The 21663-nt window shown below is 42.3% G+C and carries 19 protein-coding genes and 1 tRNA gene; 5 read left to right on the top strand and 15 right to left on the bottom strand.

Going from position 1 to position 21663, the window contains the following annotated elements; translation table 11 throughout:
* Nucleotides 1-299: 299 nt before the first annotated feature.
* The 4 genes from AC5JM2_RS26795 to AC5JM2_RS26780 form a co-directional block, all read right to left on the bottom strand.
* Complete coding sequence (locus tag AC5JM2_RS26795; protein ID WP_495837858.1) at nt 300-758, bottom strand: formylglycine-generating enzyme family protein; 459 nt, start codon at nt 756-758, stop codon at nt 300-302.
* Between the two features lie 68 nt (nt 759-826).
* Entirely contained in the window at nt 827-994 is a 168-nt protein-coding gene (locus tag AC5JM2_RS26790) for a hypothetical protein (RefSeq protein ID WP_495837857.1), read from the bottom strand.
* Nucleotides 995-1055: 61 nt separating this feature from the next.
* Nucleotides 1056-1238: a hypothetical protein gene (locus AC5JM2_RS26785; protein ID WP_495837856.1), complete on the bottom strand. Its 183-nt coding sequence runs from the start codon at nt 1236-1238 to the stop codon at nt 1056-1058.
* Between the two features lie 341 nt (nt 1239-1579).
* A tRNA-Val gene (locus AC5JM2_RS26780) sits at nt 1580-1653 on the bottom strand.
* A 389-nt stretch (nt 1654-2042) separates the two neighbouring features.
* Between AC5JM2_RS26780 and AC5JM2_RS26775 the strand changes: the two genes are divergently transcribed.
* A complete protein-coding gene (locus tag AC5JM2_RS26775; RefSeq protein ID WP_495837855.1) occupies nt 2043-2828 on the top strand; it encodes an SDR family NAD(P)-dependent oxidoreductase in 786 nt (261 codons plus the stop codon).
* A 26-nt stretch (nt 2829-2854) separates the two neighbouring features.
* Here the strand turns inward: AC5JM2_RS26775 and AC5JM2_RS26770 are convergent, their stop codons facing one another.
* The 7 genes from AC5JM2_RS26770 to AC5JM2_RS26740 form a co-directional block, all read right to left on the bottom strand.
* Entirely contained in the window at nt 2855-3634 is a 780-nt protein-coding gene (locus tag AC5JM2_RS26770; RefSeq protein ID WP_495837854.1) for a photosystem II electron transport protein, Sll1252 family, read from the bottom strand.
* A gap of 128 nt (nt 3635-3762) precedes the next feature.
* Nucleotides 3763-4266, bottom strand: a complete 504-nt coding sequence (locus AC5JM2_RS26765) for a hypothetical protein (RefSeq protein ID WP_495837853.1) — start codon at nt 4264-4266, stop codon at nt 3763-3765.
* Nucleotides 4267-4302: 36 nt separating this feature from the next.
* Nucleotides 4303-4680: a hypothetical protein gene (locus AC5JM2_RS26760; RefSeq protein WP_495837852.1), complete on the bottom strand. Its 378-nt coding sequence runs from the start codon at nt 4678-4680 to the stop codon at nt 4303-4305.
* Between the two features lie 174 nt (nt 4681-4854).
* Nucleotides 4855-7056, bottom strand: coding sequence for a TolC family protein (locus AC5JM2_RS26755; protein ID WP_495837851.1), 2202 nt, complete (start codon nt 7054-7056; stop codon nt 4855-4857).
* Between the two features lie 71 nt (nt 7057-7127).
* The gene (kaiC, locus tag AC5JM2_RS26750) at nt 7128-8687 is read right to left on the bottom strand and encodes a circadian clock protein KaiC (RefSeq protein ID WP_495837850.1); all 1560 of its coding nucleotides are present in this window, start codon (nt 8685-8687) and stop codon (nt 7128-7130) included.
* An 83-nt stretch (nt 8688-8770) separates the two neighbouring features.
* The gene (kaiB, locus tag AC5JM2_RS26745; protein WP_495837849.1) at nt 8771-9091 is read right to left on the bottom strand and encodes a circadian clock protein KaiB; all 321 of its coding nucleotides are present in this window, start codon (nt 9089-9091) and stop codon (nt 8771-8773) included.
* Between the two features lie 115 nt (nt 9092-9206).
* Nucleotides 9207-9515 carry a circadian clock protein KaiA gene (locus AC5JM2_RS26740; protein WP_495837848.1) on the bottom strand — a complete coding sequence of 103 codons (309 nt, stop codon included), beginning with the start codon at nt 9513-9515 and terminating at the stop codon, nt 9207-9209.
* Nucleotides 9516-10341: 826 nt separating this feature from the next.
* Between AC5JM2_RS26740 and AC5JM2_RS26735 the strand changes: the two genes are divergently transcribed.
* Together AC5JM2_RS26735 and AC5JM2_RS26730 are read left to right on the top strand one after the other, a co-directional pair.
* Entirely contained in the window at nt 10342-10515 is a 174-nt protein-coding gene (locus tag AC5JM2_RS26735) for a hypothetical protein (protein ID WP_495837847.1), read from the top strand.
* Between the two features lie 399 nt (nt 10516-10914).
* Nucleotides 10915-14721 carry an ATP-binding response regulator gene (locus AC5JM2_RS26730; protein ID WP_495837846.1) on the top strand — a complete coding sequence of 1269 codons (3807 nt, stop codon included), beginning with the start codon at nt 10915-10917 and terminating at the stop codon, nt 14719-14721.
* Nucleotides 14722-14756: 35 nt separating this feature from the next.
* Here the strand turns inward: AC5JM2_RS26730 and AC5JM2_RS26725 are convergent, their stop codons facing one another.
* Together AC5JM2_RS26725 and AC5JM2_RS26720 are read right to left on the bottom strand one after the other, a co-directional pair.
* A complete protein-coding gene (locus tag AC5JM2_RS26725; RefSeq protein ID WP_495837845.1) occupies nt 14757-16526 on the bottom strand; it encodes an ArnT family glycosyltransferase in 1770 nt (589 codons plus the stop codon).
* Between the two features lie 122 nt (nt 16527-16648).
* Nucleotides 16649-17254, bottom strand: a complete 606-nt coding sequence (locus AC5JM2_RS26720; RefSeq protein WP_495837844.1) for a hypothetical protein — start codon at nt 17252-17254, stop codon at nt 16649-16651.
* Nucleotides 17255-17801: 547 nt separating this feature from the next.
* Here AC5JM2_RS26720 and AC5JM2_RS26715 point away from each other — a divergent pair.
* Together AC5JM2_RS26715 and AC5JM2_RS26710 are read left to right on the top strand one after the other, a co-directional pair.
* Nucleotides 17802-18134 carry a DUF565 domain-containing protein gene (locus tag AC5JM2_RS26715; protein WP_495837843.1) on the top strand — a complete coding sequence of 111 codons (333 nt, stop codon included), beginning with the start codon at nt 17802-17804 and terminating at the stop codon, nt 18132-18134.
* Between the two features lie 149 nt (nt 18135-18283).
* Nucleotides 18284-19105 (top strand): glycerate kinase, encoded by an 822-nt coding sequence (locus AC5JM2_RS26710; protein ID WP_495837842.1) that lies wholly within the window; start codon nt 18284-18286, stop codon nt 19103-19105.
* Between the two features lie 378 nt (nt 19106-19483).
* On the opposite strand, the gene AC5JM2_RS26705 is transcribed toward AC5JM2_RS26710, so the two are convergent.
* On the bottom strand, nt 19484-20941 hold the full coding sequence (locus AC5JM2_RS26705) for a protein adenylyltransferase SelO (RefSeq protein ID WP_495837841.1): 1458 nt from the start codon (nt 20939-20941) through the stop codon (nt 19484-19486).
* A gap of 82 nt (nt 20942-21023) precedes the next feature.
* Nucleotides 21024-21596, bottom strand: a complete 573-nt coding sequence (locus tag AC5JM2_RS26700; RefSeq protein WP_495837840.1) for a GNAT family N-acetyltransferase — start codon at nt 21594-21596, stop codon at nt 21024-21026.
* Nucleotides 21597-21663 lie beyond the last annotated feature (67 nt).

Genomic DNA, 21663 nt, shown 5'->3' with positions numbered 1-21663 from the left:
CATCTATCGCTGGGACTATAGTTCAGTTCAGTTAAGCTTAACTTCATAAACAAGTTCAATTAAGCTTAACTTCATAAAGAAATTGAATTAAGCTTACTTGATAAAGAAATGGTATTCAGTGATCGCACTCGTTTCATTAAAACTAAATTTTCGAGTTTTAACAGTTAACAGTCAACAGTTATCTATTATCAATTTGTTGCCTAGATAACAATCTCCTAGCAACAGGAACTTTCTGCCTTGGTGGTGAGTCACTGGGATGGGCTTTCTGCTTGATCGAAGGGCTTGCGTCGGGTATTTGTTCAAAGATTTTTCCAGATCGCTGCGCTGACAAGAAGAAATAAAAAAAGAAAAAAGGAGGAAGGGCTACCGAGTCCACGCGGCAGCACACGCAACACGAAAATCGCCGACATTGCCGCCGTCGTCGGGATAGTTCCTGATACGGCTAGCAGAACGGTAATTACCGGGAACGTCGCCCCACGAACCACCGCGCAGCAGAAAAAAATATTGTCATTATCATTATTGTCTAGCCACGCGCTTCCGTCTGTGGGGGCTCCTTTAAATTCAGATGAATTAGAGTCGAGTTTGTGCTTCACTTTTGGCACAGAGGGGACTCCTTTCCATTGTGCCTGAGTGAGGGGATACTTACCCATACAAAAGAGTTTAATTATTACTTCATGTTGAGGGCTTTCCGATTCATCGTGGTCCAGTTCATCTTCTGGCGAACCCATCAAAAAGCTTCCAGAAGGAATAGCTACCATCTCTAGATCAACTCCGTTTCCTAAATCTTTAATAAAGCATTGAGCTTGTTGCCGGTGACGCTTGATTGTCAGTTCTGTTTTTTTCTTATTGAGTCTGTTTGTTTGAGATCGATTGTTGCGACTTCAAATTCAAAGGTTAATATTTTAGGAGGATTATTAGATTCTTCCGAAAACTCAGGAATAACTTGAGATGTTTGTTCTAAAGCAGCATAGTCTTCACCTAGTTGACGCAACACCTGGATAGCAATCTTGGCAAAGAGGATAACCTCTTGTCTTGTGGTGATATTCCAGTTGCGGTTAGGAGCGAGTAATGCTGCAAAGCTCTATGGTTCCGGTGGGTAATTCTTGTGTGTTGCGGGGAATGCCCAAAGCTTCTGCAACTACATGAGCACAGGTGAGGAGATGGCGATAAGCCTCTGGCTTGACGCGCTCGCGTATCGCCAACCAGGAAACCAGCACCGACAACTCTTGTGATTCCATTAGCGTGGGTGTGGTAAATACGAGCGATCGCTGTTCTAAACGTCTGCAAGTAACTATCGCTTGACATGGAATCTGTTTTGCTTCAGCAACTATACGACCGGATGGAAGACCAACCCTCCCAACCGCTGTATCCTCTGGTTGTTCTACTTCTACTAAAAACTTCCTGCCATTTTCTAGAGAATACTCGACTAGTTACTTTTCTACCATATGGTATTAATTTTGACCACAGAAGTCCTGGGATAAGGCTGGGCTTTTGTATACTCGAACTTATACTTTGATAGTCATGACAATATTAACCTGTCAGCGACGACAAATAATTAATCACTTCATTGAAGATCTAATGGACGTAACTGGATTCGAACCAGTGACCTCTACGATGTCAACGTAGCGCTCTAACCAACTGAGCTATACGTCCGAAGCTTTCATAAGATAGCATAGATTTAGCAGAATGGTCAATATTAATTTGCTAAAGTTGCCTGCGAGTTGGTAAATTCTGTATTTATTTTGCTCATACAAGTGTATACAATCAACATGTGCTTATACTGAAAGCTTGAACACAACAGGGCTGTTGACTTTTTAGCGACGGGTTGATTCCAGAATTATTCTGAGGTTGCCTTCCCACCAGATGCAAGGACAAATTTGGAAAAAAACATCAGAATATAGTAGAAACTTCGACTATGCCCCAACGCAGATGAAATGAAACAGTTCGATATATTAATTTTAAGTTAGTTGAAATCAAAAAGAGTCTATCAAGAAAATTGTTACAATTTGTACAATAGTTAAAAACTTTTCATAGTACCGAGAATGTCAACTGCTTTAATTACTGGTGCCTCTGATGGTATTGGTAAAGTCTTTGCCGAGGAATTAGCTGCATATAATACAAATCTTGTTTTAGTTGCTCGTTCGGAAGGAAAATTAAACCAACTAGCCAAACAACTGCAAGAAAAATACAAAGTTCAAGTAGATATTGTTGTTAAAGATCTTACAGAAACAAGCGCTACTAATGATGTATTTGATGCTGTCAAATCAAAGGGATTAACGATTGACTTGTTAATCAACAATGCTGGTTTTGCCGAGTATGGCGACTTTGCTGAGAAGGACGAAGAACGACAAGTTAAGATTGTACAATTGAATATCTTGGCATTAGTAGATTTAACTCATAAATTCTTGCAACAAATGCGGCAACGTCGTTCTGGAAGCATTATTAATGTATCTTCCCTCACCGGGTTTCAACCAATGCCTTACCTTTCTGTTTATGCTGCCAGTAAAGCGTTCATTGTCAGTTTTAGTCAGGCACTTTGGGCAGAAAATCGTGACTATGGTGTCCGTGTATTAGTGACTTGCCCAGGACCAGTTGAGACAGACTTCTTGGCAAAAGCTAAGTTTCCTCCTGCACTTGCAGCTAAAACAAATAAAATATCCACTGCACAAGAAGTCGTACGCGAATCTTTGAAAGCTTTGGAAAGGGGAGATCCTAGCGTTGTTATTGGTGGCTTTAGTACTCACTTTATTAGTAAATTATCCAGCTTGGTTCCACGTAAAACTTTGTTGAGTCTTTTGGCAAAACAGTTTAAGGCAAAAACAGTTTAACAACAGAGGCGCTATAGCGCCTCTGCCTACATAAATCTTGTTAACTGTACGCGGTAGCGGTCTTTTTTAGTAACAGCAATTTCCCCAACTTCTAAACGTCCTTTACTACGAATGGCGATTAAATCGCCTGTTTTTAGTTGAGAACTTGCTTGAGTTATTTCCTTCCAGTTGACGCGAACATCTCCGCTGTCAATTAACTCAACCATTTTGCTACGGGACATTCCAAAACCAGCAGAGGCGATCGCATCCAACCTTAAAGAAGCTTCCACAGTGGTTAGTTCTTTTTTCTTGGGTTCCCGCACCTTCAACTCACTCAAATCTATAGGCTGAGTTTTCACGGGAACTGATCGCACCTGCTTAAGATTCATTTCCAAAAACTCTGCTAACTCCGGTACGACGATTACCTGTGCGCCCCGTTCGCCGAGTACAATAATGTCCCCCGTCTTTTCACGGACAATCCCAGTTCCCAACATTGCGCCCAAAAAGTCGCGGTGAGTGGCGGTATCAAACAAGAAATTTCCGGCTATGTCTAAAGCGGTGAGTGCGACTTGAGATTGATCCAAAGGAATTTCGGAACGGGCGATCGCCACTCTTTTGCGTTCAGCTTGGGGATATCCACCCCAAACCACCAACTGCACTTCTGTCAGACGGCTAAACACCACCATGATTTCTGCTAACTCTGGAGGAGACAGAAAATCAGTGAAAACCACTTCCCAAGTTTTGATGGCAAGTTCCGCCTGGTCAATCACACGAGCTATACTATCTCGATTTTCAACACCTTTTAAAAGTTCTTCCCGTGGCAACATTTTAAACAGTTATCAGTTATCAGTTATCAGTTATCAGTTATCTAGTTACAACTTAGCAGTTATCAATTACCAGTTACCAGTTTTCACTGTTCACTGTTCACTGTTCACTGTTCACTGTTCACTGATTACTATTCCCTAGGTGCAGCGTAACCTTGAATATTTTCTGGTTCAAACTGGCGTAAAACACGGGTTGCTTGACGGGTAAGAATTTCAGAACCTTGAACGACAATCAAGTATTTGCCAGCATTTAAGCGATTGCGGTAAGGTAAGGCGTCACCGCTTCCAACCAATAAACCGACTCCACCACCGACAAACACACTACCCATAGCGCCTGCACCAGCGCCTAACAGTCCACCAATAATGTGATTGCCAATTTCACCTGCCCAAGCAAAAGTGTCCAAGCCAGTGAGGAGGCTAAAAGTAATACCTGCGAAAAATCCAAAGGGTACCAGCCAAACAGCCATGAACTGAGTTTGCTTCTTTGCTTGCTCGTTGGGGTCAATCAAGCCAAATTCATCAGCAGTTTTATAACCTCTACCCAAAATTGTAGATTTTATCGCTTCTTTTTCTAAAGCTAGATAAGCAGCTTCTGCTTGGATGCGGTCAGCTAAAACGGCAATAAGATAATTCATTGATGTTAAAATTCAAGTCTAATAAGGATGAAAATATTACTGTACTAAGTCAAGAGGCTCGCAAAAATTCTTTACACTTTTCTTCAACACATATATTAAAACAGGCGTTGCTAACATCTTAGGAAACGTCGGCATTGTTTTGAGATGTTCCATCATCCCTTTAACTGAGCCGTTAACCAAATCATCCCGAAATTCTTGTTGACAAATAACGGCACGCCATTTTCGAGCTAAAGCATCTAACCATTCTGAATTTGCTATTTCTGGTTGTTGTCCGGCTCGAATCGCTAAAGTTATTGCAGCATCTTCCAAATCTCCATCACATTCTTCTATAATATCGAGTGCTTCCATAGCTATAAAGTCATCTGCAACTTGAGAGCGAAACAGTGCAATTTCTTTTGCCGTAACTTTCGTCATCAGATTGTGTTTTCAGTGTTTGAAGTTTTCCTTTATGCTAGGATATGACAATTTTGATTGATCGAATCAACAATTCACTAAAAAACGTAAAGGGGCAGAGGAAAAGCGAAAGACCTTTAACCTTTCCCCTTTCCCCTTCAAAGGTGCACTGCCACCTGATGAGTATTGAGTAACCTAGCGTGCTGCTCTAGAGGTGACTGCTCGTTGTAAACCAGCCAGAGCGCGATTGTAATTCAAAATTGCTGTGACTCTATTACCTTCAGCTTGTGTCAAGGCATTTTCTGCGTTAATAACGTCAGTTTGAGTGCCAACACCTGCTTGGAATCGCAAACGTGCTAGACGTAGAGACTCTCTAGCTTGTTCAAGAGCAGTACTAGCCGTTTGAACATTCTGCAAGTTAGATTGCAGTTGAGAATAATAACTTTCTACGTCATAGCGAATTTGGTTGCGCGCACTGGCAAACTGATTTTCAGCAATCCGAATGCCGGTCTTGTATTGAGATGCGGTTGCTCTTGCTGCTCCACCATCGTACAAACTCAAACTAGCTCTAACTCCTAGGGAATAATTATCGGTACCGTTTGTCTGATCATCAAAGCGATCAGTGAGTTGATAGGTACCAACCAAACTCACTTGAGGACCTAGCTGACCAAGCGCTGCCCGTCGTTGTTGTTCATTAATGTTCCGTTGCGCCAAATACTGTTGCAGTTCTGGACGATTTTTAAAAGCTAAGACAAGAGTTTCAGGCAGTGGAACATTCCACAGAGCTGCTATTCCGACTGGATCAGCCGAACTAATATCAACTGACTGCGGCAAACTTAATGTTTGGGCTAATTTACGGCGAGTAATTTGCTGCTGTGAGATACCACTTGTCAGCTGTTGTTGGTAATTCGCTAATTGAACCTGAGCCTGTAAAACATCAAATCGAGTACTCACACCAGCTGCTTCTAAAGCTTGTGCATCCCGCAAACTAGCTTGACCATTTCTCACAGCAGACTGGGCAATGCGCACCTGTTCATCAGCTGCTTGCAGATCGTAGTATTGAGAGGTGACAGTCAGGCGGATTTCCTCAGATTGACGCTCAACATCCAATTCATAGTAACGTAGCTGTTCCTCAGCTTGTCGAATGCTGGCTGTTGTTCGTCCAGAGGTGTAGAGATCGTACTGCACAGAAGCACTGCCTTGGAAATTTGTAGTAGAGGGTACATTTTCGAGTGCTGTGCCTGTGGAATTAGCTTGTTGTTGATTCAAGAAAGCAGGTCCACCACGGGTGAGACCTGCACTCAAACTGGCATTAGGCAACAACGCGGCTTGCGCCTGCCTTACGCTAGCTCGACTGCGCTCTACAGTCAGTAATGATATCTGTAGATCCTGATTGTTTCGTCGTGCGATCTCCAGAGCCTGTGCCAAAGTAATCGGTTGAGTTCCCTGAATTTTAACTTCTTCTGGTTTGGTAGGAAACTGTAGAGGATTCGGGTTGGCTTTGAGATAATTAGGGAGCCGCACCGAACCTGCTGGCGCAGGAGTGGTTTGCACAGGAGTTGTTTGCGCAGGAGTTGTTTGCGATCGCCTGGAAGAACCCGCCTGAGTTATTCGCGCAGGAGTTGTTCCTTGTGAGTTAGAAGAACTTGCCTGAGCTACCAGATTTTTTGTGGTATTTTGTTGGGAGCAGGTAGAGGACTTCTGGGGCACGGAAGCAGAACGACCGACCTGATTTTTACCATTGCTCGCTTGTTGTGGGCATGAGTTCATCTGCTCCAACAGCTTTGCGAGTTCTACTGATCCACGAACTGGGGTTTGTGACTTGTTTGGTAACTGAGCAGAACTTTTCTTTTCTGTAGTGACTTGCCCCGAAGAAGGCGTTTTTTGTTCAACAGTGGAAGTAGGTGTTGGGATCTCGTTATAAGCAGAAAATGTATTTTTTGATTCCTCGGCAACAATTTGTGGATTGTTTTGTTTTTGTATGCTTGTCCCAGACTGAGGAATTTTATTTATCAACTGGCTTTGATTTGGGGTAGGTTTAAAACTCATAAGCATACTTTGAAGCTTATGTGCTACCCTTGTTACTGGTACACCAGTTTTTCCTGTCAATACTACCTCGACACCGCTACGAGTTATAGAAGATATTAAACCACCTCCCATAACATCAACAGTTGGTACTGCTGCGGCTAGAAACCTGCTACTAGCAGTATGAGGCAGTTGCGCCTTTTTAATATCGAGAGCAGTTGGAGTTCTCTCGAAAGTAGAAGTCAAGCCATCGGAAGAGGCAAAAAGCTTTACTCCAGTGGCTGGTGCAGGATTTGCCCAAGCAGGCTGAGTTGCTAATACTGCTGCTGTTACACCAGGTAAGAAACTACTAAATATTTGCTGTTTGTTCACCGCATCCCCTCACACAAAAATTAAGCGGCTGAAACTGTTTTCTCACCACAGAATATATCACGATGCCAAGTTTAGGGATCGGAACTCTGTGTGTCTTGAAATCCTTTGACAATGCGAGACAGTTCCGCCTTCTCATCGATAGTAACGCGCGTAGGAGCACCGCTGACAATTCGTTCGTAATTGCGGAACGAATCTTTAATTTCGGGACCGTCAGCCGTAATATTATACTCGCGAATACCCTTGTCATGCCACGATCCACGCATTTTAAAGACGTTGATTGCCCGCGACATTTCTCCCCGAATTTCCACATACTGTAACATCAAAATTGTGTCTGTAATCGTAGAAATATGAGAGTCTGTAATAGAGTGCGAACCCATAAATTGCTCGGTTGTGTTGGTAAAAAAGCCTGTAATTTCTTCTTGCTTGGCATAACCCGTCACACCAATCACAAATTGCCGGAACGCATTATTACTTACCCCTCGTGCTAGTGCAGAAAGAGAATCAATGGCAATACGAGATGGTTTAAATTCAGCAATTTCTGATTTAATAATTTGCAAGTGGTCTTCTAAACCGGTTGATTCCGGATACGTACAAATTATTTTTAACAAACCTTGACGTTCTAAATCCTCAAAATCAATTCCCCATGAGGAAGCATTGCGAGAGAGTTGTGCGCGTGATTCTTCATAGGCAAATAATATCACTCGTTCACTGTGAACACAGCCATTTTGCAGAAACTTGCTCACCAAAAGAGTCTTACCAGTACCTGTTGCTCCTGTTGCTAGAATAATCGAATCTTTAAAGAAACCACCGCCGCACATTTGGTCTAAGGCTTTAACGCCAGAGGATACTCTGACGTTTGAAGACCTTTGAGTTAAGCGCATTGCTCCCAATGGGAAAATATTAATTCCTGCATTAGTAATTGTAAAAGGATATTCACCTTTCATATGTGTTGTACCACGCAGTTTGAGTATTTCCATTGTGCGACGGCGACGTTCTCCTTCTAAAACATTACGCACAATTGCCACATTATCGGAAACAAATTCTTCTACGCCAAAACAGGCAACAGGCCCGTATTCTTGCGTGCGTTCTGTGGTTATAATTGTAGTCACACTTAATTGTTTCAGACGAGCAACGAGACGAAATATTTCTCGCCGCACAACTCCCACTGCTTCATATTGCTGAAAAACTGCTGTAATTGAGTCAATAGAAACGCGTTTTGCCCTATACTTACGAATTGCGTATTGTAGACGCTCAATCAGGGCAGAAAGGTCGAAGTTGCCAACAACATCTTGTCCCTCAGGATCGGGAGAAGCATCCAGTATAAATAATTTTCCTTCATTGATATGATGTTGCAAATTCCAACCAAAAATTCCAGCATTTTTAATAATATCATCAGGAGATTCTTCAAATGTAACAAAGACTCCTGATTCATCAAAGTAGGTAATACCGTTATAAAGAAATTGGAGAGAAAATAAAGTTTTGCCAGTTCCAGAGGTTCCGCTAACTAAAGTCGTTCTTCCTACAGGTAAGCCACCATGACTAATATCGTCAAAGCCCTCTATCATTGTCCGAATTTTTTCTACACCTCGTGTCGGTGTCTTGGTTTGTTCTAAATTTTCTTTCTGACTCATGTTGAAGTTTACAAATAGGAAGGAAACCCAGTTTTTATATAAAAATTAGTAACTATTGCTGATTCATTTTGTAGTAGAACTTACTATTCAAACGGTTCTTGCTCGTCTTCGCTCAATTCTTCATAAAGCAAATCTAATCCAATCAACACTCTTTCTCTGTCTGAAAGGTCTCCAATAATTCTCCGAACTGGCGGAGGCAAAATCTTGGATAATGTTGGCGTGGCTAATATTTTATCTTCTTCCGCCAACTGCGGGCTTTTCAGCACATCAATAACTTTTAAAGCATAAACACCTTGAAACTCTTGTTCCAAAATATTTTTGAGTGTTTTTAATGCCCGTACTGAGTTCGCAGTATTCCCTGCCACATAAAGCTTGAGAACATAGGTTCTTCGTGGTTGATTCATATTAGCTACAGGCTACAAGTACAGATAGAACCACAATATCCTTTTATTGACTTTGATGGAATTTTAAGGAGCGATTTCTACTAACGAAAACTGTTGAACCTTTGATGAAGTTATACTATTGAGAAATTGAACAACGGTATAGTTCACACAAATGAGCCAGTATATCAATCAATGTTATACGGTAATCAAGTAATGCTTCATCACTCCTTCCTTCTAATTTTAGCTGTTTGGAAAATTCGTCTATCAGTTCCATGTGAATTTCTATGACTCGAGGCACAGGAATATTAGCATAAAAGACTGCATTTATAAATTTATCAATGTAGTCTTTCAGTGTTTGGTCTGTAGTGGTAAAGTAATTTATAAGGATATGGCGGTAGTCTGATTTGAGTTGTCGCAACAATGCCTGCTCTTCGGCTCTCGTCATTGGTTGAAAAAAACTGATGGAATTCGCTTCTTGTGCCATTTAACAGCATCGGAACAATTAAAACTTAATATTCTATTTATATTGGTGGGCAGCAATTTGAGTAGATACTGAATGTTCCTTTGCGTGGTAGGTCTCACTAAAAATTGGTAAAGTTGGGTAACAATCACGTCAGTGACGTCGCTCATCTGCCCAAAAAACCGTTGTTCATTAGTTGAATCAACTTGAGTCGTCCAAAATGGTTTGATTTCTACGTGGAAAATCATTATGAGGAATAACATCTGTGTTGATACATCATAGTTGCCCACCCTATGATTAAGAACTTTGGAGCTTCTTGTTAAAGTGAAGCCAGGACCAAGCGTGAAAATGATCACTCTTCTAACTTTTGACGCTTAAAAACTCCTTTAGCTCATAACCTAAATAAAATACTTTTTTAGTAAATATCAAGGTACAAAGCAAATTTGCCAGTTGACGAAAAGGACTGAGTATGTTATAAAAACGTGCTTTAGAATGATCTGTCTGTTACTGCTAGTAAGTTATAGAACTTGGCACATGGTAGAGGAAGCGTTGAGTCAAATGAGGATGTGCATATTTACTACCCTCACTAAGTCTTTGCCCTGGTCTTAATTTTGGGGGTGCCACCCTCCGGTGTTGTTTAGATGTAGTATTTCTGCACTGTTGATATCTACCTAATTATAGATTTCTTGACTTTGCTCATTAATAAGATACTTAAACAAAGATAAACGATTGTCGCATTCCAAATCATTATAATTCCTAAAGGTTCAATAGCGAATCTTTAGAGCCATAATTGGTGTAGCTGTAGCTATCGATGACAAGTTTCAACACGCTTGAAGACACCAGTGTGGACGCCCACAATACCCTAAGGGCAATGAGACAGCGAGCAGTTCGGATGAAGATTTACCTTTCAGAAGAACTGTGGTGCTACAGAACCAGAGCCACTGCTCGACAAGGATTTGCACTCATTGTTAACGCTGGCTCATGAGTAGTCTTTTTGGGACACGCTACGTGTCCCGACAGGTGCTTTGCAGTTACTACAAGAGCTATTGCCAAAGCCTTGCTCTGCCCAACGCATACGACTTCCCCCATTTCTTAGGGGAGCTTTTTCCAAAAATTGGCGGTTGAGTGCAGGGTAAACTCACCTCCAAACTGTCAAGCGGCAAATAAAAATGCCGATCACTGTGTAGAGCACTCTTGCTGGCAAAAAATTGTCACTCAGGAAGAGGCTCATCTCTAAGCCATTCAATTTTTGCTGACAATGCTAAACTCAGTTTTCTTTGAAGATATAGCTTGAAACTTAAACATCCACATAGCTTCTTTGGCAATTAGCTGGTGGTGCCGGAAGCCCAACCCCTAACAAGAGCGACCTCATTGCCATATGTCAATGCTACAATACCCGCTTTCTGACTTTATAGCAACCGTGCCTAGCTGCGTAGAAACAGCTACTCTGGCAACTGTGCTGGACATTTTTCAACAACAGCAGTGCCATGCTCCGGAAGGGAGCCGCGCTTTTCGTGATGGGCAAAGCCCCGCCTCCGGCGATCGCCTAGCAGTTTTAGATAAGCAAAAATGCTTGTTAGGCTTGGTTTACTCTGCCCGTTTGCTACCACAATTGTTGACAGCAGGTCAAGGCAAAGGTGATTCTAACTATTTAGATTTACAGCAACCCCTTTCCACAATCGGTCAAGGGTTAATTAAACCTATACAAACAATACCAGCATCTTTGCGTATAGAGCAATTGAGTTCGTTTCTTGGTTCCCAGCAGATTCAAGAAAACACGAATTTAGATTGGGCACTGGTTGACTCAAATGGCAAATTTTTGGGGCTTGTGGATAGCTTACGCTTGTTGAAACTGTTGACAACACAAAAACTCCAAATTGAGACTCATAAGGGGACTAAGCGGACAAGTTCAAAGAAAGCACCTCAAAAGTCATCTGTGGATACTCTTGGTGATGACAACACCAAAGTCGCTGGAGTTAGGGCAACCACTGAGAAAACTCATACAGGCGAGCAAAAACGAGAATGTAAGCCACTTGTGCAGTTATTAGAACGCCTGCCTTGGCCTTTAACGCTACAAACAAGCAACGGTGAAGTGGTGACGCAAAATCCGGCTTGGTGGCAGCAATTGGGAGCATTAAAAGATCCAGAAGGAGTCCGGCGACAAGTAGAAACGATTTTGGCAAAAGTCTCCTCCAAAAAATTACAGTACGCGACTCAAACAGCAGCCAAAATTTCCTCTTTTTTGAGTAATAATCAGCATTCTTCTCAAGAAAATTCTTCGTCACTTAGAAGCGAAGTTATGCCTCATAAAGATGTGTTACCTCGCTCAACACTGGGGGTGGCTCCTGACACTCACACTCATAACCTTCAAGAGCAGCCAATAGTTGAAAATCCGGCACCAAATCGCTGCTTTTTAGATAGCCAACAAGGGACTTGTACCTGCATAGTAGAAGTGCAAAATGGTCAGGAGCGGGTTTGGCAGTTTGCCAAAATCCCTTTAGATAGTCCTGAATTGAAAGTCTTGAGTACAGATTCAAAAACACCTCTGCCTACCAAAAACTCAGCACTCAATAGTGAGTTGTGGCTGATGCTAGCCACTGACGTCACAGAGCAGCAGCAGCTTTCCAAAGAACTGGCGGCGAAAAATGCCGATTTAATTCAACTCAATCGGTTAAAAGATGAGTTTTTAGCTTGTATTAGTCATGAACTCAAAACTCCTCTGACTGCGGTTTTAGGATTATCGCGGTTGCTGGTGGATCAGCAGTTGGGAGAATTAAACGAGCGTCAAGCCCGTTATGCAGGACTGATTCACCAAAGTGGACGCCACCTGATGAGTGTGGTTAATGATATTTTGGATTTAACCCGTATGGAAACGGGACAAATGGAGCTTACGCTCACCAACGCCAACATTCAAAAAGTGTCTGAGCGTGCTGTCTCTGAGGCAAAAGCTATTCATACCCAAACTAACAAAGCTTCCTCAAACTCACTTGCTCAAAGTACGCCTCCACAAGAACACCAATTCACCCTCTCAATTGAACCAGGCTTAGAGCAAATTGTGGCGGATGAGTTGCGCTTGCGCCAAATGCTAGTACACCTGCTTTCCAATGCCTTTAAGTTTACTGAAACAGCTGGTGAAATTGGACTTGGGGTTAGTCGTTGGGAGGGTTGGATTGCCTTTACAGTCTGGGATACAGGTATTGGTATTCCAGAACATCAACAGCATTTAATCTTTCAAAAATTCCAACAACTTGAAAATCCTCTCACCCGTCAGCATGAAGGAACAGGTTTGGGGCTTGTCTTAACCAGAGCCTTAGCTCGTCTTCACGGTGGTGATGTTAGCTTCTTGTCGCGTGAGGGTAAAGGTAGCCAGTTTACACTACTTCTTCCACCCAGTCCTCCCAAAGAGTCGGGGAGATTGGCAGATGAGGAGATGGGAACAATTTCTTTTGCGCCGCATCATCCTACTGCCCCATCAACCCAAAAAGATGCTCTACGGGCGTCTACGGCAAACCACCTTGGATCTGGGAAGACGCCTACAGAACGTCTACAACCCATCAACGCAACCCAACCCCACTTGACGACAAGCCTTATGCCTGCGGCACGAATCGGGCAAACGGGTATGACTTATGCCAAAGGCACGGCTTTTGCGCCAGGGCAAGTTCCGCCTAAATCCCACAGACAAGGTACGTCAACGCGATACGCAAAGCGTCAGCAAGCGGGCTTATCGCAAACGCAGTCGCCTACACAAGCAAAGCCGTCATTCGATTTGTCTAACCATTCCACGGGCGTCTACGGAAAGTCACCTTGGGCTTTACGGGAAGCCGCCGTTCAGGCGTCTACAACCCATCAGTTGACTTCTTCTAAATCCCTCGTCTTAGTTGTGGAAGCAGTTGCTCGGTATATAGAAGATTTGACCGAACAATTGACAGGTTTGGGTTACCGAGTTGTGATTGCCCGATCAGGATGTGAGGCTGTAGAAAAAGCTCGACGCTTGCAACCCAAAGCTATCTTCCTCAATCCGTTGCTCCCCTTGCTGTCAGGTTGGGATGTACTGACCTTACTCAAGTCGGATGTCGCAACATCTCATATTCCTACCATTGTGACAGCAACAGGAGCTGAAAAAGAGCAAGCATTTGCCAATCAAGCAGATGGTTTCTTGAGTTTGCCAGTACAGCATCAAGTCTTAACACCGTTGATAGAAAGTCTGTGTACTCCACCAGAACAAAAGCAGCAAAAATCAGATGATGAAGAAATTTTTGCTAACAAAACACCATTAAAAATTTTGAAGTTGGTTCATCCTGATAGTGAATCTTCGACTTCGCAATCGTTACTTCAACAGCATCGGGTTATAGAAGTGGATGACTTGGATCAGGCAGAATTGCTAACTCGGGTTTGGCAGTTTGATGTAGTTTTGCTGGATACAGAAATGCCAGCAGCCGAAGCTTTGCTGGAACAACTCTCATTACACCCCCGTTTAGCGAATCTACCGCTTGTCACCTGTAATGTGTCAACCACGCAGGCTGCTTCTGTGATGCCTGGGCTTTCTGTGTTTCCTTGCTTAACGCCATTGGGCACAGATAAAAATCATAACGGCGGCAAAACAGATGCTTTATTATCAGCTCTGCAAATTGCATCTGATACATGCTACTGCCGACCCAACATCTTAGTGGTAGATTTAGGGATACTGCCAGATTTACCAGATACAACTCACAAGCAGGTTAAGGGTTGTCGTACACCAAAAAATTTCTCATTGAATAGCCCGATTGCTGGGGAAAATACTCCGTGTCCTTGGATTATCTCTCGTGGTTCTGAGTGGTTTCAAGCTTTGATTCAGTACCTGCAAACAGGTGGGTTCAAAGCCTCCATGAGTCGATCTTGGGCAGAACTGCTACAACAAATTCGCCATCAAAGTGTTGATCTACTGCTCATTTGCCTGGGAGAGTCTAGCATCAACAAAGAGGTATACTCAGCCCTCAAAGCGTTGCAACAGTTGCCTTTCGACTTACCACCAGTTTTACTCCTTGATCAGCGGTTAAATTCTGATCAGGTTGAAGATGAGCAAACTCACATTCCCCAGTTGGAGTCAATAGAAACTGTCATAAGTACTCTTGCCTCCCAAATCTTACCTCGCTCCATATCAATGGAGAACTTACTAAATGAGATTAATAAAACTTTGGAAACCTCAGATTAAAGCCAGATTGAACTAAATTCTTCTTAACTTCTGAGTTATTTGTTGTTAAACGAAACTCGAATCAGTTGATAAGCCCCGCTTGTACCCAACTTTTTGTAATCAGTTGGCTTTAAGTTCATTTCAGGAAACTTTTTCGGCTCAGCAAGAACCAACACTGAGGGAGGCTGTGTTTTCTTGGCGGCTTTGTCTTTAATATATTGTGCAGCATTTGTAGATACTTTAACGTAAGTAACTTGTTTATGAGTATAGAAAACAACTGTTGGTTTTTTGAAACCCACCATGACAAGTTCTTCATTCGGTTGTTCTGCTTGGACTGCGATCGCAGACAATTCCCGTAAAGGTAGCTGACGTTCCTGATCTATCAAAAACAAACAAGGCGTGAGGACAAAAACCAAAAACGCCGCAAACCCCAACACATTCACCATTAACACCGGTTGATAATAACGACGCACCAGTAAAGCAGCCACTATGAGAGCACAAACTAGCCAAATGACACCTCCGAGTACTGATAAGCCTGATTGTTCAAACAACTCGGAGAACTTGGGTGCAGCGGGATCACGTATTAACTGAGGAACGTAAAACATTGCGACTGCTAGCACTGATAAAAATACGACATTCACCCAACCTGTCCAGAAAAGGGGACGATAAAGAGAATCAGAAGAATATTGCTGCGTGATCTTCTCATCCTTAAGCAAGTCGCTCCATAACAAAGCTACCAAAATAGCTGCTGCTGGCATTAAGGGCAACACATAGCTGGGGAGTTTGGTGACAGCAGTGGTGAAGAAGCCAAAAACACCAATAAACCAGAAAAAGGCAAATAAACCAAGTTGACTAGAGCGTTTTTGAGAACGCCAGTACTTTGGTTGCCAAAATTTCAGCCTTGCCATTGCCAAAGGTAAGTACACTGAGTATGGTGCAAAACCTACCAATACAACGAAAAAGTAAAAATACCAAGGGGCTGAGTGGTGATTGACCACACTTGTAAAACGTTCAAAATTGTGATATTCAAAAAACGAGTTAATATAATTTTCACCATTACGCCAAATAACTAGCAGATACCAGGGTACTGATAAGCATAAAGTAATGAGTAAACCTGTAAGGGGACGCATTTCCCGCAAAACGGCTTTTGCATTTCCCAAATAAAGCAAAAATATGCCGATAATCAGCACAGGTAAGACAATTCCCACTGGTCCTTTGGTTAAAATTGCACCCGCAGTCAGGACATAAAAAGCCAAATACCAGCGTGCTTTCATTTCTGATTGTGAGGGTTGGGCATAAGCTAGAAAAAAGCACAACAACGCCGAGTCCATGCAGCCAACCAGCAACATATCAGAAACACCCGTTCTGCCCCAGACAATCATTTCGCAACTGAATGCCATGACAGCAGCTCCCAAACCAGCTGTTAACCAGCGTCGAGTTGGGCGAGTTGTTCGCTCAAGGTAGTCTTGTCTTGCTAAATGCCACTGTATAGTGTAAAATCCCAAACTAATTAGTCCCATAGCAGCAAGCGCTGAAGGCAAACGGACTGCCCATTCATTGACTCCAAAAATCCAGTAGGCGATCGCCTGACACCAGTAAATTAAAGCTGGTTTATCAAAACGAGTTTCACCATTGAAAAATGGAGTAATCCAATCACCTGTAACAAACATCTGGCGGGAAGCTTCTGCAAACAGTGGCTCTGTCTCATCAATCAAGCCAATACTGCCCAAATGCCAAAAGAATGCTACCCCACCAATCAAAACTAACCATAAAATCGACAGAGTGACAGCGAGTCCTCGGTGTTTGCCCATATAGTCATTAATCATTAGTTATAAGTAACCAGTCAACAGTCTAAATCCTAAATTAATCAACATGACTTTGGCTCAGTTTTTCGGTTCCAGGTACTCAACACCACAAGGGCTAAGAACTAATGATTAATAACTCGTGGCTAAGGACTAAGAATAAGTTGCCATTCTTTCTTTTGAGAATTCCAGCTTGGTGAGGAAGTTTCTCCAACGACATATGGACCCCAGTAGCGACGGGAACCATCTTGTGCAAAGGCAACTAAAATATCTCCCTTCTCCAGTTCTAACTTACCGTTAGGTAAAGCTAGAATCATCCCCTTCTCACTTCCTTCTTGTGGAGCAAAATCCCAGTGTGCTGGGACAGCATCTTTAATCTGTCCAGAGGAAGAGCCTTTCTTTAGAGAACGTCGCGACAGTAGAGCAAGGCGCACAGGTTGATTAGTTTGGTTGCTCATTCGTAAAGTTCCTTGATTCGCTGCTTGGCCACTTGATCCCTGTTGATATGTCATAACGGTATGCTTGATCCCCCCACTGCCACTTTCGACTTGATAACTTTTTGTAGATACTGAGGAACCAGATGATGATGATGCTGCGCTCTGTTCCTGATGTGTTTGAGCAGACGGTAGAGAAGAAGCTTCTAATTTTGTGGACTCGAAGGATACACTCTTCTGACGGCATCCCATTGGTAGAAACAGCACTCCCAACGAAAAACCTACCAGAACAGCGTGACAATACACTGGCGGGCTCATGGTAATATATTTTACTGATAATGATTTTTGGTGTGGGCTTGACCAAGTAGCAGCCCAATAGCGGTAAGAGCAATTTAAAAAAGTTGCCCACCCAAGGCTGTCTGGGAACTAGTGCGTGAAATATATCATGTATGCTTCTTTAAGAGAAACAGCAAGGTTGTTGCTCACAATGAAGAAAAGTATATATTTTGTATGCTTATTCAAAACCTAACAAATACCCACAATACTATTTAAGCAAGCATATGCTAAGCCAGATATCCTCCATATGGCACTTGCCAGCAAGAAATCCACAATCAATTACCCAGCCTCTGGGCTAGGCATCAACACTAATAACCGTTTTCTACACATTAACGAATAACTTTAGGACATTTTATTTTTTGAATCCCCCTATAGAAATATGTCATGATTTCTTGACTTTACCTTAAAACTAGCCCTCATAAAGTGCTTACAGCAGAAGACATGAAAATATTTCTCCCTGCCTCCCTGCTGCTTGTGCTCGGGTGCTCGGGTGCCCCCTACTCTCCTAGTCATTGCGGAAGTTCCATTCATGCAAAACACACGCCTAAACAACTTATTCAATGCCATTGCATTGCGCTTGCGGCTATGGTTTTTCAATCCTTGGCGACGGTTTTCGGTTTTGATAATTAGTTGTTTGTTCGGTTTTTTTCTGGGAAGCGCAGTTGCCACCACATCTGGACAAACTGCTGAATGGGACATTGTTGTTGCTGGAGTGTTATTGGCATTAACAGAAGTCGGCAGCCGGATATACTACGGTCGTAGCATACGAGAGCGACAGGCGCTTTGGATAGAATCTCTCAATATCCTTAAAATCGGTTTTATGTACAGCTTGTTTCTGGAAGCTTTCAAGCTTGGTTCGTGAACGGAAAAGGGAGAAGGGAGCAGGGAGAAGGGAGAAGGGGGCAGGGAGAAGGGAGCACAGGGGGCAGCCGAACGGGGCAGGGGGAAGAGAGTAGAAAAAAATTATTTTTGACTAATGACTAATGACTAATGACTAATGACTAATGACTAATGACTAATGAAAATAATCTTTGGCTATCTTTAGCAAAACAACTAGTATCTAATCACCAACAATTGGGGCGTCCGTTCATACAAGGTATATTAGGAGGACAGGGAACAGGCAAAACGACGATGTGTAATACTGTGTGCGCGATTCTCAAACAGTTGGGATACCGTACGCTGAGTTTATCTTTAGATGACTTGTACAAAACATATGATCAGCGCTTGGCATTAAAACAGAAACAACCGCGCTTAGTTTGGCGTGGTCCTCCAGGAACACACGATGTAGAATTGGGTTTAACAATACTGCAGCAGATCCGCCAGCGCAAAAGTCCTGTTGCAGTTCCCCGTTTCGACAAATCTCTCCACGCGGGTGCTGGCGATAGAACGACTCCAGAAATTGTAGAGAATGTAGATATTGTCTTGTTTGAAGGTTGGTTTGTGGGTGTACGACCAATTGAGCCTACTGCGTTTGACACCGCACCACCCCCTATCATAACAGATGAGGATAAAGCGTTTGCCCGTCAGATGAATAACAAACTCAGCGATTACCTACCACTGTGGGAGCAGTTAGATAACCTAATTTTGCTATATCCCAAAGATTATCGTCTTTCCTTAGAGTGGCGCAAACAAGCGGAACGGCAAATGATTGCTGCTGGTAAGTCAGGAATGAGTGAAAAACAAGTGGAGCAATTTGTAAATTACTTTTGGTGTTCTTTGCACCCAGAATTATTCATCAATCCGTTAGTTAAATCTCCCACATTTGTTGATTTAGTGATTGAGGTTAATAGTGATCACTCATTTGGTGCAGTTTATCGACCAAATGATATTTAGATTCGATGGTAAAATCCTCAGAAAAAATTTCTAAATAGCATCTCCTGGTGTACGCTTTATAGCTCCTTTTGAGTACTTTTGCAGCGTCTCTATCTGCTGACGGAGAATTTGGATACACCGATAAAATTCTTCTTCGCTCACAACTAGCTCGCTTGTTTACACATATTCGTAACGCGAGTTTTCTATTAGTACCAATTCGCGTTCAAAAGCGTAATTTAGAGATTTTGATTTTATAATCTAATCAAAAACTAAGAAAGCTTGGGGCCTGGGCTTGCACCCCAAGGTAAGAACTTAAACACTTGCCGATAACGTAGGTCTAATTCTGAGGCTCAACACAACGATTAAGGTTGAATAACTTTAATCAGGTTTTAGCCATGTCTATTTTCCAGACTGAATGCACTCAATTAACTCATAAAAAGGTTGCCAGTTATCTTCCTGAACAATGGATTGCCAAATTGATTCAATCACTGGTTTATGTATTACAGTTTTGGGATTTTGACGAGTTAGAGTTTGGGCAATACTATCTATTTGATCCGGGTCAAAATTATTTAACATTTTATGGTATATAAGACACCAATTATCAAAAACTTCTGATACTCCTGATGCTGGTACAAGATCTGAATCTGCCATAATCAAACCTGGTTCATCTCGCCATTTTAATGAAAAGGTGCGAGCCATTTCGTAAAAGAACTGATGATAACCAACTTGGCTATCTTGCAAAAATTTCATTGTGAGATTTAAAAGCTCATCCGCTTCTGGGTGTGACAGTTGCTCAAAACCCAACTTCTTTAACATTAAAGTGCGGTATTCTCTTTGATAATGCTCATCAAATCCAGCCAATCCAGCCTGCATATCACCGTAATCAATAACACCTTTGAGGGCGTCTTGGAGTGTTTCTAAATTCCACTTACAAATTCCAGGTTGATGAGTGTAACAGTAGCGTCCATAATGATCGAAATAGGCAGCGGTGAAGTAGGGCTGGTAACTCGTTATAAAAGCATAAGGACCGTAATCAAAACTTTCCCCAGTTATTGACATATTATCTGTGTTGAGCACTGCATGACAAAAACCTGCTGCCATCCACTGCGCCACTAGTTCTGCTGTGCGTTTAACTAAATTGGCATAAAATAGAACATACTTATCTTCTTCGGTGATGAAATCTCGATAATACTGCTCAATGACATGGTCTAGTAGTTTTTTGGTCAAATCTGGACGTCGCAAATAATGCAGTCGTTCAAAAGTCCCAAACCGAATGTGCGATCGCCCCATCCTCACAATCACCGAAGAACGAGTAGGAGAAGGTTCATCACCTCGCCAAAGGGATAAGCCTGTTTCAATCATGCTCAAACAACGTGAAGTGCGTACACCCAAGTGATGTAACATTTCTGCAGCCAGAACTTCCCGTACTCCACCCTTGAGTGTTAACATACCATCACCACCACGGGAGTAAGGAGTTTTACCGGAACCTTTGGTGCCAAAGTCGTATAGTTCGCCATCAGTACCACGTACTTGTCCGTAGAGAAAGCCCCTACCATCTCCTAAAAAAGGATTGTATTCCCCAAATTGATAACCGTGGTAACACAGTGCTAAAAGTGGTTTTCGTTCCTCAAATTTGCCAAAGGCTGAGATAAAATCATCGTCTTTTACCAATTGCGGATTTAGTCCTAGGCGGTGTAAAAGTGCATCATTACGCCACCGTAGGATATGTTGAGGAAATTCTGCTGCGGCGACTTCATCGTAGTAGTCCTCACCCAGAGATTCAACAGCTCTTTCGTAGTGGAGATTGAGAAAAGGATTGGTAGAATGGGTGTTGTTTGCAGTTTCAGCCAAAGTCATTACTATTTATCCAAGTTATCCAAAATTGTTGTTGGGTGTAGCTCAGTTGGGATTAAAATGCTTGAATTTTATGTGTACAAGCTTATGGATTTGCCCGCCAGTTAGGATGAGTGATACTTGTAAGGATGTGGTCTTGCCATTTTCCATTAATTAATAAATAGTCCCTGGCATAGCCTTCTACAACAAATCCTAACTTTCTCAGTACGTTACCACTACGCTGATTATGAGGCATATAATTTGCCATAATTCGGTGCATATTTAAGTCTTGAAATACATAGTCAATCGCTGCTTGCAATGCCTCTGTCATATAACCTTTTCCTTGTTCAGCTTCTGCAAGACCGTATCCTACATTACAGTACTGTGCAGACCTTCTGACAAAATTGGAAAAGTTGATAAATCCAATAATGTTTTTTTGATTAGCTTTAAAAAAAATAAATAATCTTAATGATATATCGTTAAGAAATTCTAAATAGTTATTTTCTAACTGATTTAGCCAATACTCTTCTGTAAAGAAGTTATCAAACCAAAGAGCAGAAAATGGAGTAAGATATACTTTATTTTCAGTGTAAAATCTGAGGATTTTTGGTATATCATCATTTGTTGCTAGTCTTAATAACAAGCGTTGTGTCGTCAGATTCGGCAATTCCAATTCCATATACTACTGAAGATTTGCTTACCATTGCTATCGGTGCCCCTTCATAATTTAACAGCAGTGAGGCTTT

Source organism: Brasilonema angustatum (assembly GCF_059505445.1).
Note: the sequence above shows the minus strand (reverse complement) of the source record. Positions and strands in the feature narration are given on the sequence as shown.